The sequence below is a fragment of the Priestia sp. YIM B13490 genome (assembly GCF_042787735.1).
Classification (GTDB): Bacteria; Bacillota; Bacilli; order Bacillales; family Bacillaceae_H; genus Priestia; species Priestia megaterium.
This window is the reverse complement of the sequence record NZ_JBHZOT010000003.1, coordinates 815,724-830,550: the sequence shown is the minus strand read 5'-3', so window position 1 is coordinate 830,550 and position 14,827 is coordinate 815,724. Positions and strand designations below refer to the sequence as shown.

At 39.0% G+C, this 14,827-nt stretch carries 14 protein-coding genes; 13 read left to right on the top strand and 1 reads right to left on the bottom strand.

The genetic code is table 11. The features are described 5' to 3' along the window. The first annotated feature begins 47 nt into the window (after window positions 1-47). The 10 genes from ACFX4R_RS14165 (at window position 48) to ACFX4R_RS14120 (ending at window position 11,574) form a co-directional block, all read left to right on the top strand. Window positions 48-986: an ABC transporter ATP-binding protein gene (locus tag ACFX4R_RS14165; RefSeq protein WP_043982960.1), complete on the top strand. Its 939-nt coding sequence runs from the start codon at window positions 48-50 to the stop codon at window positions 984-986. A gap of 19 nt (window positions 987-1,005) precedes the next feature. Next, window positions 1,006-2,112, top strand: a complete 1,107-nt coding sequence (locus tag ACFX4R_RS14160; protein WP_280559737.1) for an ABC transporter permease — start codon at window positions 1,006-1,008, stop codon at window positions 2,110-2,112. A gap of 1 nt (window position 2,113) precedes the next feature. After that, window positions 2,114-3,262 carry an ABC transporter permease gene (locus ACFX4R_RS14155; RefSeq protein WP_377569807.1) on the top strand — a complete coding sequence of 383 codons (1,149 nt, stop codon included), beginning with the start codon at window positions 2,114-2,116 and terminating at the stop codon, window positions 3,260-3,262. Between the two features lie 245 nt (window positions 3,263-3,507). Beyond that, on the top strand, window positions 3,508-4,698 hold the full coding sequence (locus tag ACFX4R_RS14150; protein WP_377569805.1) for an iron-containing alcohol dehydrogenase: 1,191 nt from the start codon (window positions 3,508-3,510) through the stop codon (window positions 4,696-4,698). 45 nt (window positions 4,699-4,743) lie between these two features. Beyond that, on the top strand, window positions 4,744-6,177 hold the full coding sequence (locus tag ACFX4R_RS14145; protein ID WP_013083445.1) for a GntP family permease: 1,434 nt from the start codon (window positions 4,744-4,746) through the stop codon (window positions 6,175-6,177). A 336-nt stretch (window positions 6,178-6,513) separates the two neighbouring features. Beyond that, the gene (locus tag ACFX4R_RS14140) at window positions 6,514-6,840 is read left to right on the top strand and encodes an IDEAL domain-containing protein (RefSeq protein WP_013083444.1); all 327 of its coding nucleotides are present in this window, start codon (window positions 6,514-6,516) and stop codon (window positions 6,838-6,840) included. Window positions 6,841-6,960: 120 nt separating this feature from the next. Next, window positions 6,961-7,533, top strand: a complete 573-nt coding sequence (locus ACFX4R_RS14135; RefSeq protein WP_237074980.1) for a DJ-1/PfpI family protein — start codon at window positions 6,961-6,963, stop codon at window positions 7,531-7,533. A gap of 71 nt (window positions 7,534-7,604) precedes the next feature. Then, entirely contained in the window at window positions 7,605-8,717 is a 1,113-nt protein-coding gene (locus ACFX4R_RS14130; RefSeq protein ID WP_043982951.1) for a CdaR family transcriptional regulator, read from the top strand. Between the two features lie 128 nt (window positions 8,718-8,845). Further along, window positions 8,846-10,258 carry a glycolate oxidase subunit GlcD gene (glcD, locus tag ACFX4R_RS14125; RefSeq protein WP_043982949.1) on the top strand — a complete coding sequence of 471 codons (1,413 nt, stop codon included), beginning with the start codon at window positions 8,846-8,848 and terminating at the stop codon, window positions 10,256-10,258. Then, window positions 10,255-11,574, top strand: a complete 1,320-nt coding sequence (locus tag ACFX4R_RS14120) for a (Fe-S)-binding protein (RefSeq protein WP_043982946.1) — start codon at window positions 10,255-10,257, stop codon at window positions 11,572-11,574. The genes glcD and ACFX4R_RS14120 overlap by 4 nt, the downstream gene beginning before the upstream one ends. Window positions 11,575-11,602: 28 nt before the next feature. Here the strand turns inward: ACFX4R_RS14120 and ACFX4R_RS14115 are convergent, their stop codons facing one another. Next, the gene (locus ACFX4R_RS14115; RefSeq protein WP_013083439.1) at window positions 11,603-12,607 is read right to left on the bottom strand and encodes an LLM class flavin-dependent oxidoreductase; all 1,005 of its coding nucleotides are present in this window, start codon (window positions 12,605-12,607) and stop codon (window positions 11,603-11,605) included. A gap of 234 nt (window positions 12,608-12,841) precedes the next feature. On the opposite strand from ACFX4R_RS14115, the gene ACFX4R_RS14110 reads away from it, so the two are divergent. The 3 genes from ACFX4R_RS14110 to ACFX4R_RS14100 all read left to right on the top strand — a co-directional run bounded on the left by ACFX4R_RS14110 (window position 12,842) and on the right by ACFX4R_RS14100 (window position 14,351). Beyond that, window positions 12,842-13,477: a DUF1796 family putative cysteine peptidase gene (locus tag ACFX4R_RS14110; protein ID WP_377569802.1), complete on the top strand. Its 636-nt coding sequence runs from the start codon at window positions 12,842-12,844 to the stop codon at window positions 13,475-13,477. A gap of 88 nt (window positions 13,478-13,565) precedes the next feature. Further along, window positions 13,566-13,847 carry a hypothetical protein gene (locus tag ACFX4R_RS14105; RefSeq protein WP_013083437.1) on the top strand — a complete coding sequence of 94 codons (282 nt, stop codon included), beginning with the start codon at window positions 13,566-13,568 and terminating at the stop codon, window positions 13,845-13,847. Window positions 13,848-13,946: 99 nt separating this feature from the next. Beyond that, window positions 13,947-14,351 (top strand): YkvA family protein, encoded by a 405-nt coding sequence (locus tag ACFX4R_RS14100; protein ID WP_043982937.1) that lies wholly within the window; start codon window positions 13,947-13,949, stop codon window positions 14,349-14,351. Window positions 14,352-14,827: the final 476 nt, after the last annotated feature.

The following is a 14,827-nucleotide window of genomic DNA, read 5'->3' as shown; positions in this document are numbered from 1 at the left end:
CTTTTTTTCATAAAATAAGGATATACCAACACACTAGAGGTGAAATGATGAACGTATTATCAATTCAAAAATTAACAAAGAAATTTGGAGATTTTATTGCGGTAGATAATTTGTCTTTACAAGTAGAAGAAGGAGATATATTCGGCTTTTTAGGAACAAACGGAGCAGGAAAAAGCACAACGATTCATATGGTAGCTAGTCTGCTTCAAAGCAACAGCGGCGATATTGAAGTACTTGGGAAAAATATAAAGAAACACCGAAATTTCGCAAAGATGAACATTGGAATTGTTCCGCAGGACTTAGCGATTTATGAAGATTTGACAGCCTATGAAAATGTGAAGTTTTTTGCAGGGCTCTACGGATTAAGAGGGTCACTTCTTAACGAACGAGTCGAAGAAGCTTTAGCGTTTGTAGGGCTTTTAGATAAACAAAAGGCGTATCCGAAAAGCTTTTCAGGAGGAATGAAAAGAAGGTTAAATATCGCATGCGCAATTGCTCATCGCCCGAAGCTTATCATTATGGATGAACCGACGGTTGGCATTGATCCTCAGTCGCGAAATTATATTTTAACATCTGTAAAAAAGCTAAATGAAATGGGAAGCACAATCATTTATACCAGTCACTATATGGAAGAAGTAGAAGAGGTATGTACAAAAATTGCGATTATTGATCATGGCAAGATTATTGCTGAAGGAACAAAAGAGCAGCTGAAAGCTATTATCACTGATACAAAAGATATTTGGATTGAAGTAAAAGAAGCGGACGATATAGATTGCAGCGGTCTAAAAGAAATTCCAGGCGTAACAGCCGTTACGTATGAAGATGGAATCATTAAAATTAATTCAAGCGCCGAAGTGAATAACTTGAACAAAGTCATTCATTATTTAATGACGCATCATATCGAAATTAAAGCAGTTAAAGAACAAGCCCCTAATTTAGAGACGGTCTTTCTCACGCTGACGGGGCGCAGTTTAAGAGATCTATAAAAGAAAGGAGGAATAACGAATGAATATTATTGCAATTGCTTTGAAAGAAATGAAAAGTGATCTGCGAGATAAGCGTGCATTTATCTTTATGATTCTCTTTCCACTGGCTCTTGTCCTTATTTTAGGAACAGCTTTGTCTCAAGCCTTTAATAACGATATGAAGATAGACGACAGTTATGTTCTCTATAAAATCGACACAAGTAATGAAGAATCTGCTGCTTTTAAGCAGTTTGCTGCCCATGCAGAAAAATCGGGCATTCACTTTAAAGCGCTGAAAAAAGATCAGAATGGAAAAAAAGAAGTAAAAGAGCAGCGCTATACAGCTTATGTAGAAATGAAAGACGGAGACATTCATCTCTACGGAAATGAAGAAAACAGCATTGAATTCAACATGGTCCAAGGTATGTTAAGCACTTTTGTGGATAAGTACAATGTGGCTATGGAAGTGGCTAAAGTAAACCCTCAGCAAGTGGATAATCTGCTCCGTGCGTCTAAGCATGACTATATTCAAGAAACATCTCTTCATTCTCAAAAACAGCCAAATTCAATAGACTACTACGCCATTTCAATGACAACTATGATTGTTTTGTACGGATCTATCTCAGCGAGTTATTTAATTAGAGGAGAGCGTATGCGAAATACAGCTAGTCGATTAGTAGCCGCTCCGGTTAAAACCGCTGAAATTTTTGTCGGAAAAATTTTAGGTACTGTTTTGGTTCACGCCATTTGTGTGTTAGTCGTCATTATGTCGACTAAATATTTTTTTGATGCCAATTGGGGAGATCATTTACTCTTAGTACTTGTAATGTTAGTATCTCAGATTCTTTTTGCCATTAGCTTTGGATTAGGAGTGAGCTACCTTACGAAGACGGAAGCGGCGTCAAGAGCAATTATTATGGTTGTTATTCAAGTGTCGTGTATTGTGGGAGGAACCTATTTTCAAAATGGATCTGGAGAGGGATTCGTCAATGTATCACCTTTAACCTGGATGAATAATGGACTTATTAAATTGATTTATACAAATGATATCGGCGCTTCTCTTTCAGTTATCGGGTTGAATGTAGGCTTCTCTATTTTATTCCTGGGCATAGCAATTGTGCTTTTGAGAAAAAGAGAGGGGTTATAACATGAAAAATATCATGTGGCTTGTCACAAATATGCTAAGAAATATGCTGCTTAGAAACAAAAGGACGCTTGTGTTTGTTATTGGTTTGCCTATTGCAGGGGTTTTAATGTCCGTTCTTATTTATGGAAATGCAGGAGGGACTTCGGTGAATATCGGAGTTGTCAATCACGATTCAACGGATATTACAAAAGATACCGTTCAGTTTTTAAAAGGGCTGCATAAAACAAATGTTAAAATGCTTACGGACAAAGAAGTGGATCATGAGATTACGTCAAAGAAAGTTGATGCGGTTATTACCTTTGAAAAAGGGTTTTCTGACAGCGTCAAAGCGAACAAACCAGATCATATTACAATCACTTCAATAAAAGGAGCAGAAGTAACGAGCTTTATTAAGTCTTATTTGTATCAATATATTGACAATATTTCTTCGCTGAATCAAGCTGCTGAAGGCGACGATGCGGCGTTTAAACAAATGTATGAGAATTATCAAAAAGCGCCATTCCACGTCTCGACGCATGCTCTTGAAGACAAAGGAACCGATCAAAACATTGTCAAGCAGACAATTGGATATTTAATCATGTTTATGCTTTTTTCTGCGGTGAATTTATCGGCTCTTATCACAAAAGAAAAAGAGCAGCGAACGTATTTTAGACTGTTAGCTTCGCCAGTGAGCGCAAGGCAATACGTGATATCCAATGTTATTACAAATATGATTTTATTAACTCTGCAAGTAATGATTACACTTGTTTGGATTACGACTCTTTTTCACGTAGATATGAACATTCCCGTATGGCAGCTGTTTTTCATTTTAGTTTTGTTTGGTCTAGTAGCCATCGGCTTGTCTCTTGTAATTATCGCTTTTACAGAAAGTTCAAAAGCAGCGAATGGTCTTCAGACGCTTATCATCACGCCAACTTGTTTACTGTCCGGCTGCTTTTTTCCGCCTGAATTTATGCCGGATGTGATGCAGAAAATAGCCGACTTTCTTCCTCAAACGTGGGTATTAAGTACGTTAAAAAGTGTTCAACAAGGAGCTGATTTAAGCAGCCTATGGTTAAATATCAGCATTTTACTAGCTTTTGCACTTGTTTTTTTCCTGCTGTCTATTTATAAATTAAATCGAAATAATACTGTTCAAAAGTTTATTTAAATGGTAAAGTCAGAGAATACCTCTGGCTTTTTTTGTAATTTTTAAAAAGTTACAAAAAAAGATTGAAAAATATAAGATGAAATTTTAGAATGAAAGAGGAAAGGGGTATACAAAAAGAGAATAAATAGGGGAGAAAAACGAAGTTCATGTTGGTTTTTTGCACAAATAAATGAAATCGCTTACATAAGTCAGCATGAAAGTACGGAAGGAGAGATTGTCAGCGAGATAACAAAGGGGGAAAAACAATGGGAATTTATGAACTACTTGTACCACGCACGGTTTTATATGGAGAAGGATCATTTTCTAAAATTGGAGAACAGGCTGCACTGCTTGGGACAAAGGCATTGCTTATAAGTGATGACGTTATGGTGAAAGCAGGCAATGTAGAAACTGGCCGTCGTTACTTAGCAGAGGCTGGCATGGACTGTGCCGTGTATACAGGCGTAAATTCAGAGCCGACAGATATTCATCTAGATGAAGCGCTTGTTATATGTAAAACGGAGCAGTGCGATGTGGTTATTGCCTTAGGGGGAGGCAGCTGTATCGATACTGGAAAAGCGGTTGCCATTATGATGACAAATGAAGGGCATCTACGAACGTATTTTCAAAATCAACAAGAGTTTCAAGATAGTCCTCTTCCTTTGGTTGCCGTGCCTACGACTGCTGGAACAGGCTCAGAAGTGACGAAAGCGACGGTTATTACAGACACGGCGTATGATGTAAAAATGATGCTCGCAAGGCCTCAATTATTGCCTGATACAGCCATTGTTGATCCGTTATTAACGCTATCATGTCCGAAACACGTAACGGCAGCTACAGGAATTGATGCACTCAGTCATGCAGTGGAAGCGTATTTGTCTAAAAAAGCACATCCTTTTACAGATTCACTTGCGCTTCAAGCAATTGAGTTAATTATGAAAAATATCCGTCTTGTGTATAGAAATGGAGAAAATGTTCAAGCAAGAAACGAAATGGCCTATGCATCTATGCTGGCAGGAATGGCGTTTTCAAATTCATCTGTTGCTCTAGTGCACGGTATGTCAAGACCTATTGGTGCGTTATTCCATGTGCCGCACGGTATTTCTAATGCGATGCTCCTGCCTGCGGTTTTGGACTATACAAAAGAGGCTTCAATCGATCGTTTAGGTGAAATAGGACAAGCTCTTTTTCCGAACGTATCATATACAAAAAAAGAGGGAGCAGATGTGTTAATTGAAGCCATCAAGCAGCTTTGTATCGACTTAGAGATTCCTAATCTTCAATCGTGGGGCATTGATCGCCAGCTATTTTACGCGGCGGTTGAGAAAATGGCAGCGGATGCGATTCAAAGCGGAAGTCCTGCTAACCATCCGGTTGTACCGACGGCAGAAGAAATTATCCAGCTGTATTACACGTGCTATGAATATGAGTTTGAGTCTGCACTTTATAAAAAATAAGATAAATTCAAAACAAATTGAATGAGGGATGAAAGGGGAAACGTTATGGATTTGCTGATTATTTTGCTGTCTCTGGGGCTTTTAATGCTGGTTGCTTACCGCGGATTTTCAGTTATTTTGTTTGCTCCATTGTGTGCGCTGCTAGCTGTTATTTTAACGGAACCAAGCTATGCACTCCCGTTTTTCTCAAACGTTTTTATGGAGAAAATGGTTGGGTTTATTAAAAACTACTTCCCTGTCTTTCTATTAGGAGCAGTCTTCGGGAAAATGGTAGAAATGTCTGGAGTCGCTGAATCGATTGCGAAAACAATTGTTAAAGTAGTAGGGGCTAAACGCGCCATCTTGGCTATTGTTTTAATGGGAGCAATCTTAACTTACAGCGGGGTAAGTTTATTCGTTGTTGCGTTTGCAGTTTATCCGTTTGCGGCTAACTTATTCCGCGAAGCGAATATTCCAAAACGATTAGTACCGGGAACGATTGCATTAGGAGCTATTTCGTTCACCATGGATGCACTTCCGGGTACACCGCAAATTCAAAACGTTATTCCAACGACTTTTTTTAAAACAGACATCTATGCTGCTCCGACACTGGGGATTATCGGATCGGTGATTGTCTTTAGCTTAGGTCTTTGGTATTTAGAAAGCCGAAGCAAAAAAGCAAGAAAAGCTGGAGAAGGCTACTACGGGTTTAATAATGAACTAGCGGCTGCTGCAGAGCTAGAAAAAGAGTCTGTACCTTCTACAGAACCTAAATATGAACCTAGCGTAGCAAGACAGATTCTTGCATTTGTTCCGCTCGTGCTTGTAGGGGTGGCAAACAAATTTTTTACTGTTTCTATTCCAAAGTGGTACCCAGACGGTTTTGATTTTGCCAAAATTGGTCTTGAAGCGTTCGGAAAAGTAGATTTAACCGCAGTTGTTGGTATTTGGTCAGTGGAATTGGCACTTGTTATTGGAATTATCACAACGATTGCGTATGACTGGAAGAGAGTGACCACCGGTTTCCAAGCTGGTCTTAACGCAAGTATTGGCGGAGCGCTTCTCGCTGCGATGAACACGGGAGCTGAGTATGGCTTTGGAGGCGTCATTTCATCTCTTCCTGGCTTTGCAACCGTTCGTGATGGTATTTCACATACCTTTACAAATCCGCTTGTCAATGGAGCCGTTACGACAAACATTTTAGCCGGTATTACAGGCTCTGCTTCTGGAGGTATGGGAATTGCGCTTAGTGCGATGGGAGATAAGTATGTAGAAGCTATTAATCAGTACAACATTCCTCCTGAAGTTATGCACAGAGTTGTAGCGATGGCATCAGGCGGTATGGATACGCTTCCTCATAACGGAGCTGTTATTACCCTACTTGCTATTACCGGGTTAACCCACAAGCAGTCTTACCGAGATATTTTTGCCATCACTGTTATAAAAACGCTTGCATGTTTCTTAATTATTGGAATCTACAGCTTAACTGGACTCGTCTAACAAATAAAGAGGCTGAGTTTAGTTAAAGAAAAATCCGAACGATGAATCGTTCGGATTTTTTTATTGTTGTGGTGAACATAGATTTCATGTATATAGGTGCTTTTAGCGGTTGATTGGAGCGGAGCCTTGCACGGAAATCAGTAGCGGTTTCACAAGGAATCTTTATCTCCTTTGTTTGTCTATAGGTTGCAGTGATTTAGTTGTATATCAAGCTTTTGGCTCTAAAACAGATTCTTTGACTTTCTAAACTGTAAGTATTATGATTACACTACTTTCTGCAGTACTATATGCCGTTACATTAATTCTTAGCATGTTTATGAAGAAAGGAGAATGACTGTGAAGCTATTTGAAGGAAATTTAAAAGTAGGCGATTGGGTCAAAGGAAAGTCTCGCGACGGTGAACTTATATACGGATATATTAAAACGATTAATCCATCTAAAAAAGCAGCACTAATCAACGTTGTAAAAAGTGATGATGAAAAAATGGTCGGCACAACCATTGGCATGATGGATGAAAAAATAGAGAAGCTGCCCCTTCAAAAAACAGCGCACGAAGAGCAGATTCTTTCATTGATTGATCTTGCGCTGCTAACGAAAGACAAGGCTTGGTTTAGTGAATTAACAGCTGAATTAAAAAGATTACAAGATAAAAAGCAAGGCTGACATTCCTGATAAGGAATGAAGGCCCTGCTTTTTTTATTATTCATAGGGGAAAAGCAGGAATGGAAAGCAGCTTGCGAGAAGAAGTAAGTGACAATATTAAGAAAGAAAAGGTGATAAAAGATGAGTAAACGTGTCTTGATTTTAACAGGAGATGCCGTGGAGGCTTTAGAAGTTTTTTATCCGTATTATCGCTGTTTAGAAGAAGATATTCAGTGTACCATTGCTTCTCCCGTGAAAAAGAAGCTTCAAACGGTTGTTCATGATTTCCTTCCAGAAATGGAAACATTCACTGAGAAAACGGGATATAAAATTGATTCTCACGCTTCTGTTGATGAAGTGGATCCTGCCGATTATGATGGTCTTATTATTCCTGGAGGACGGGCGCCTGAATACATTCGAATGAACACAAAAGTTCAGGAAATTGCTGCGCATTTTTTAAAAGAAAATAAACCTTTAGGCGTTATTTGTCATGGTCAGCTCGTGTTAACGACGGTTAGAAAGTATCTGCAGGACAGAGAAGTGACAGCGTATCCTGCTTGCCGACCGGAAGTAGAAGCGGCGGGTGCTGTATTTGTGGAACAGACGCTTCATGTAGACAGAAACCTAGTAACCGGACAAGCATGGCCGGATTTACCTAAATTTATGAAAGAGTTTTTTAACGTGCTAAAAAAAGCTGAAAAAGTGAACGCATAATAAAAAGAGCGGGCTGAGAGAAAACCATTCTTTCAGCTCTTTTAATTGATGATAGGTGAGGTGTAAACAACGTGCAGCTAGTGTCTGAACTGTCGAAGAAAATTATAAAAGAAGTACAGCTTGTGATGAAAGAACATGTAATTGTAACGGATACACGCGGAATTATTATTGCGTCTACAGAAGAAAAGCGGGTTGGTTTTTTTCATGAAGGCGCGTGGAACGTGATGCAAAAAAAGAAAAAACTATATATCTCCAAAAAAGAAGCAGCAGATTTAAAAGGAGTTAAGCCAGGAATTAATTTGCCTATCAGTTATCAAGGAGACATTATTGGCGTTATTGGCATTACAGGCACTCCAGAAGCTGTTGAGCCTTTTGCAGACATTATTCGAAGATTAACAGAGCTAATTATTCGCGAGGCATATTACATAGAAACAAAGGAATGGGAAAATAAAGGAGTAGAAGCTTTTTTTCGTGAATGGATTTATAGCCAGCAGGTAGATGCAGAATTTATTGAACGAGGCCATATTTTAGGAGTACAAGTAGAAAGCTCTTATTGCTGCACGCTGTTTCAAATTGATTCATCTCTTTCGAAAAAGAAGCAGCAGCAGGTACAAGAAATGATTCGCTACTGGTTTGAAAGTCATAAAGGTCAAGGAGATTATATCGCAAATTGGGGATACGATCGCTTGCTTTTACTTAAAGAGGCTGTAGGTGAAAAGGCAAGGCAAGGATTTAAAGAAGAATTAATAAAATGTCAGCAGTATATTCAAGCAAACAACCAAGTTATGATCGCTATTGGTATAGGAAAGCCAGCGGAGGAATTTAATTTGCATGCTTCATATGAAGAAGCGAAAAAAGCGCTTAAAGTGGCTTCAAAACGTCAAACCGTTGTTTTTTATGAGGAGCTGCTGATGGACATGATGTTAGAAGACGTTTCTGAACCTGTAAAAAAGGAATTCTTGAGTCGAGTGCTTTCTTCCATTCAAAAAGAAAAAGAGCTTCTCGAAACGCTGAAATGCTATTTAGCCAACGATCAATCGTTGAAAAAAACGGCGTTTGATTTACATATTCATATTAATACGCTTCATTACCGCTTGAAGCAAATGAAAGAACTAACAGACATTGATCCAAAAAGCGTAAAGGGTATCACGCTTTTTTACCTTGCGCTGTCTCTATTGGAGTAAGTGCGCCCTTCATTAGATAAACATACAAAAAATGAGTTTTTAAAGCGCTTTTTTTTAGTTTTTTATCCATAGTCCCTCGTGGCTTCTGCAACTATAATAAGATTAAGAGATATATAAGGAGGAACGTTATGCTTAATGAACGAACAAAAGCAAAGCTCATTGAAGTTGTAGGATCAGCCAATTTTCAAGATAGCAGTGAAGCAAGACTCGTGTACTCTTATGACGCAACACCTAACTTTCAGTCGCTTCCTGATGCGGTTATTATGCCTGAAAACAAAGATCAAGTGAAAAGAATTTTAACGATATGCAACGAAGATCATGTTCCTATTGTGCCAAGAGGTTCAGGTACAAATTTAAGCGCAGGAACGTGTCCAACGCAAGGCGGAATTGTTCTTACATTTAACCGAATGAATAACATTTTGGAAATTGATGAAGAAAATTTAACCGCTACCGTGCAGCCGGGTGTTATCACGTTAGACTTAATTAACGCCGTAGAGGCAAAAGGTTTATTTTATCCTCCTGATCCAAGCTCTATGAAAATATCAACCATCGGAGGGAACATCAATGAGTGCTCAGGAGGATTACGAGGCTTAAAATACGGCGTAACAAAAGATTACGTTCTTGGTCTTGAAGTAGTTCTTGCAAACGGAGACTGCATTAAGACAGGAGGCAAGCTGGCTAAAGATGTAGCTGGCTACGATTTAACGAACTTGTTTGTCGGTTCTGAAGGAACGCTTGGCGTCGTGACAGAAGCCATTTTAAAGCTCATTCCAATACCTGAAACAAAACAAACTCTGCTCGCGCTGTTTGAAGACATGGACGCAGCTGCTAAGACGGTTTCAGCAATTATCGCCAATAAGATTATTCCAGCCACGCTTGAATTTTTAGATCAGCCGACGTGCGAAGTAGTAGAAGATTTTGCGCAAGTTGGTCTACCAACAGATGTAAACGCTGTCTTATTGATTGAACAAGACGGTCCCCCGGAAGTGGTGAGTCGGGATATTGAAATGATCTCACGCATCTGCAGCGAAGGAAATGCTGTATCTGTAAAAGTAGCGGCTTCGCAAGCAGAAGCAGAAGCGTTAAGTACAGCAAGAAGATCAGCTCTTTCTGCTTTAGCACGGATGAAGCCAACGACGATTTTAGAAGACGCAACCGTCCCGCGGTCTAAAATTAGCGAAATGGTCAAGGCGATTAATGAAATTGCTGTAACATATAACGTTAAGATCTGTACGTTTGGTCATGCAGGAGACGGAAATCTGCATCCGACTTGTTTAACAGATGCGCGCGACAAAGAAGAGCTTCACCGCGTCGAACAAGCTTTTGAAGCGATTTTTCATAAAGCCATTGAGCTTGGAGGAACGATTACAGGTGAACACGGAGTAGGAGAAATGAAAGCACCGTATTTGGCATTGAAGATGGGCGGAGAAGGAGTAGCTGCGATGAAAGCAATTAAGTATGCTTTGGACCCGCAAGGAATTATGAATCCAGGGAAAATTTTTGCTAAAGACACGAGAAAAAGAGTGGTGGTTCGTTCATGACGGCAACAAAAGACATTCAGCAAGCATTCAAAGAACGGTTAGATTATGACGAGTTAATGAATTGTATGAGATGCGGTTTTTGTTTGCCAAGCTGTCCGACGTATGGACAAACGAATCAATATGAAGCAGCGTCACCGCGCGGAAGAATTGCTTTGATGAAAGGAGTTGTAGACGGACTTATTGAACCTGATGAATCTGTTGAAAAGCAATTGAATCTTTGTCTTGGCTGCCGAGCGTGTGAGCCTGTTTGTCCTTCGGGTGTGAAGTACGGACACTTATTAGAAGAAGCGCGTGATATTATTCAGCAGAAAAAAAGGCATAAATGGCCGGTAAAAGCGCTCAGGAATATGGTGTTTGAACAGCTTTTTCCTCATAAAGAACGATTAAAAAATGTACATTCTCTGCTTGCTTTCTATCAAAGAAGCGGCTTGCAAAAAGCTGTTCAAAAAACAAACGTACTAAACGTCCTTCCTGGTAATCTAGCACAAATGGAAAAAACGCTTCCGCTTGTGCCAACCAAAAAAGAAATGAAGAAACGGCCGTTTTTATTTGAAGCAGAAGGAACAAGAGAGCGTACGGTTGCTTTTTTTACAGGGTGTTTAATGGATACGATGTTTATGGAAACAAACAACGCGACGATTGCACTTTTACAAAAAGCGGGGTGTAAGGTCGTTATACCAGAAGTGCAGACGTGCTGCGGCGCACTGCATGCGCATGGAGGAGAAAAAGATCAGGCAAAGAAGTTAGCGAAGCAAAATATCATGGCGTTTGAATCCATTCAAGCGGATGATATTGTTCTTAATGCAGGAGGCTGCGGTGCGCTGTTGGTAGAATACGATCATTTATTAAAAGAGGAACCGGAATGGAAAGAAAGAGCAGAGGCCTTTTCTGCAAAAGTGAAAGATTTTTCAGAGATTCTAGTGCAGCAACAGTTTGTGGAAAAACAAAAGTTATCGCTGCCAAGTCAAATTATTACGTATCAAGACTCGTGTCATTTAAGAAACGTGATGAAAACGTCCAGCGCACCGAGAAAACTGATCCAAGCGATTAACGGAACGGTGTTTAATGAAATGGAAAATGCGGATCATTGCTGTGGCTCAGCTGGTATTTATAATCTAACGGAACAAGAGATGTCTATGCAAATTTTAGATTATAAAATGGAAAAAGTGAAAGAAGCCCATGCCCATACGATTGTAACAGCAAACCCGGGCTGTCTCATTCAAATGAAGCTAGGGGTAGTCAGAGAAGGAGTAGAAGAAAGTGTAAGGGCCGTTCATCTTGCAGATTTACTTCTTGAAGCAGTAGAAAGCAAATAAAAAGGCCGGACGCGTCCGGCCTTTTTTATTATTTGAACAGCTGAGAAACAATTTCGTACGAACGAAGGCGAGCTTTGTGATCGTAAATTTGAGCGTTAATCATCAGTTCATCTGCTTCTGTTTCTTCAATAAACTGTTCCAGCTTGACTTTAATCGTCTCAGGACTTCCGACAATAGAAGAGCCCAGCTGCTGTTGAAGAGAAGCTTTTTCAAAGTCAGTCCATAGTTCATCCATATTATCCACAGGAGCTTTGAGTTTACCCGGTGTGTTTCGAATTAAATTTAGAAACTGCTGCTGCATAGAAGTAGCCAAACGTTCAGCTTCTCTATCTGTATCAGCAGCGATTACGTTTACACCTAACATTGCATATGGTTTGTCTAACACGTCGGACGGCTTAAAATAACGGCGATACATGTTAAGAGCTGTCATTGTATTATTAGGCGAAAAGTGACTTGCAAATGAAAATGGCAAGCCTAGCTGTGCAGAAAGCTGTGCGCTAAAACCGCTTGAGCCAAGCAGCCAAATCGGAATATTTAAACCTTGACCGGGAACAGCTTTAACGCGCATCTGACTTTCTGAAGCCGGTTTAAAGTATTCTTGCAGTTCAGCCAGCTGTTCTGGGAAGTCACTGCCGTCGCTTCTGCGATCGCGTCGCAGAGCTTGTGCTGTCAGCTGATCTGTCCCTGGCGCTCTTCCTAAGCCTAAATCAATACGTCCTGGAAATAGTGATTCAAGCGTGCCAAAATGCTCAGCAATAACAAGCGGAGAATGGTTAGGAAGCATAATACCTCCAGAGCCTACGCGAATGCGTGACGTGCCTGCAGCTACATGACCAATTACAACGGATGTAGCGGAGCTTGCGATACCTGTCATATTATGATGTTCAGCTAGCCAGTAGCGGTTATACCCCCATTTTTCAGCGTGCTGAGCTAAATCTAATGTATTTCTAAGTGAGTCAGATACAGTTCCTCCTTCAACTACAGGAGAAAGATCCAATACGGAAATCGGAATATCTTTTAATGCTTTACTCATCAATTTCATCTTCTTTCTTTAAAGACTTCATAGGCCTTGTTATTTCAATGGAATACAAGTATTTTAACAATAATCTTTCGAGTTCCAAAATATTTTGCTTCGGTTATTTTCCTTTACGTTATTGTTCTTTATTTATACAAGCTTTTGAGAAACAAAAAGCTTGTACGGTATAAGGCAGAAGCCGCCTCTTTCTATAAAAAGCTGTCATATTTTATAGTAGAAGGGAGGATGAATATGGTTACTTTAAATGAACTAAAAAGCAAGCAGTACGATATGATATACAGTTTAGGCTATAACTGTTTTCCAGGGATATACATGAAAAAATATTCTTTGCGAAAACAAGCCGGCGTGATTGATTGGTGTATTAGCATTTCTCTTTCTCACGTCAATCAGCTGTTGAAAAATCGCTGTAAAGACTTATTTGTATATGAACACTTAACCTATATCAGTTCTTTCGGAGATGGTTCCACGCTTAGACTGCGTGATAAGGTGTATCAAATTGATTCTGCTCATGATTTTCCGTCGTCTATTAATACGGATACTAACTGGCTTTCATATAATGAAGTCAAAGAAAAATATGAACGGAGAACGGAGCGATTTTTAACGTCGATGGAGACCAGTTCTTGTATATTGTTTATTCGCATGGGCGGAACGTATGAAGAAGCGAAAGAATTAGAGCATATTTTAAAGGGAATGGTCAAAAACGATTTCTATATACTGCTGCTGACAAACAGTGAAAAAAAACTTTTGTCAGAAGCTAACTGGGACTTGTCTTATACATGTGTCTTACATGCACCTATTTTTTCAATGAACGTGCTGCGCGATGATACAGTATGGGAAGAGCTCTTAAGCGGGCTTGTTATAAAATAAAAGAAACTCTTTTTGTTTAATACGGGAATGAAAAAGCTCGTTTTTTTCATAGACTTTGTTATATCTGTGTATCAAAGGAGATGAAAAGATGGAGTCCAATGTGCGGAAGGCAATAAAAGAAATTGTATGGCTGCTGCTAGAACAAGACCAGCGCTGGAATGAGTATCTAGTACAGCTGGAGGATTTGAAAATACAAGTGGATTTGAATAGTTCCGCATATGAAGTTCTGAGAAAGATGACAGGGAATTACGAAGTGCTGCTTGAACATATGGATCTCATTCAGCAGTTTGAAAATCATTCTAAAAGTGAAACAGCGCTGAATGACTTAGTTACCATCGTTATGAAGCATTACTCATTAAAAAATTCATAAGCCTGCTTTGTGCAGGTTTATGGAGTTTAAGCTCTCAATGGAATTCGGTAGAGATAATCGTTTATAATAAGTACATATGGTGATGAAAGGGTGATCGATATGGAAGAAAAACAAGAAATTGTACCCGTTCGTACAGAGGAAACAGCCAAATATTATTCGGAAGAAAAATTTTGGGACAAGCTTAAAAAGTTTGGTAAAAAAGCGGGAGCAAACGTTGTTTATGCCGTATTGCTTTTATACTACACGCTACAAAAACCTGATATTCCCCCAAAAGCAAAAGCAGTCATTATAGGAGCGTTAGGTTATTTTATTCTTCCTTTAGATTTAATTCCGGACTTTGCAGCAGGAGTTGGATTTACAGATGATTTAGGAGCTCTCGGGCTTGCATTGATTCAAGTTGCCATGTACATTGATGAAGGTGTTAAACTGAAAGCAAAAGAAAAAATTAAAGCGTGGTTTTCAGAAGAACACAATTTTTCCATTATTGATGCTAAAATAAAGTAACGTTATGATCGAAATGTAATTATTAAATAAAGTGAGCAAAAGAAGGTGATAGATGAATCATCTTCTTTTTAAGCGATAATATATAGGTCTTTATAACTATTTTAATCCGTTTTATGTAAAAAAAACAGGATTAAAATATTTTTTTCATTAAAATTTTAAGCAATGTAATTGAATAATTGCCCTACAAATGTTAAGTTAAAACATGTTCATAAATTCGTCACAGAAAGCAGTATACAAATAAGTAAGATTGTTTGTAAAAACTTTGTGAAATTATGGAACTTTTTAACTGAGAGTTTCAAACTCTTAGAGATTCTTCCTCATCAATCAGAAGTCGCTTTCTTTCGTTCCAAGATTAAGCATCTTTCATTTGAAGGTGTTTTTTTTCAGCTTAAGTAAGCCAACAACATGATTGTATGACAAGTTTTTGCTAAGGTTGTAGAGTTACTGTATTGTATGACAAGTTTTGTGTGATTTGA

Coding starts and splice junctions, on each gene's coding strand:
- ACFX4R_RS14150 (WP_377569805.1), top strand. CDS start 3,508: ATGGGAATTTATGAACTACTTGTACCACGCACGGTTTTATATGGAGAA.
- ACFX4R_RS14105 (WP_013083437.1), top strand. CDS start 13,566: ATGGAGTCCAATGTGCGGAAGGCAATAAAAGAAATTGTATGGCTGCTG.
- ACFX4R_RS14100 (WP_043982937.1), top strand. CDS start 13,947: ATGGAAGAAAAACAAGAAATTGTACCCGTTCGTACAGAGGAAACAGCC.
- ACFX4R_RS14160 (WP_280559737.1), top strand. CDS start 1,006: ATGAATATTATTGCAATTGCTTTGAAAGAAATGAAAAGTGATCTGCGA.
- ACFX4R_RS14110 (WP_377569802.1), top strand. CDS start 12,842: ATGGTTACTTTAAATGAACTAAAAAGCAAGCAGTACGATATGATATAC.
- glcD (WP_043982949.1), top strand. CDS start 8,846: ATGCTTAATGAACGAACAAAAGCAAAGCTCATTGAAGTTGTAGGATCA.
- ACFX4R_RS14155 (WP_377569807.1), top strand. CDS start 2,114: ATGAAAAATATCATGTGGCTTGTCACAAATATGCTAAGAAATATGCTG.
- ACFX4R_RS14165 (WP_043982960.1), top strand. CDS start 48: ATGAACGTATTATCAATTCAAAAATTAACAAAGAAATTTGGAGATTTT.
- ACFX4R_RS14135 (WP_237074980.1), top strand. CDS start 6,961: ATGAGTAAACGTGTCTTGATTTTAACAGGAGATGCCGTGGAGGCTTTA.
- ACFX4R_RS14120 (WP_043982946.1), top strand. CDS start 10,255: ATGACGGCAACAAAAGACATTCAGCAAGCATTCAAAGAACGGTTAGAT.
- ACFX4R_RS14145 (WP_013083445.1), top strand. CDS start 4,744: ATGGATTTGCTGATTATTTTGCTGTCTCTGGGGCTTTTAATGCTGGTT.
- ACFX4R_RS14115 (WP_013083439.1), bottom strand. CDS start 12,607: ATGAGTAAAGCATTAAAAGATATTCCGATTTCCGTATTGGATCTTTCT.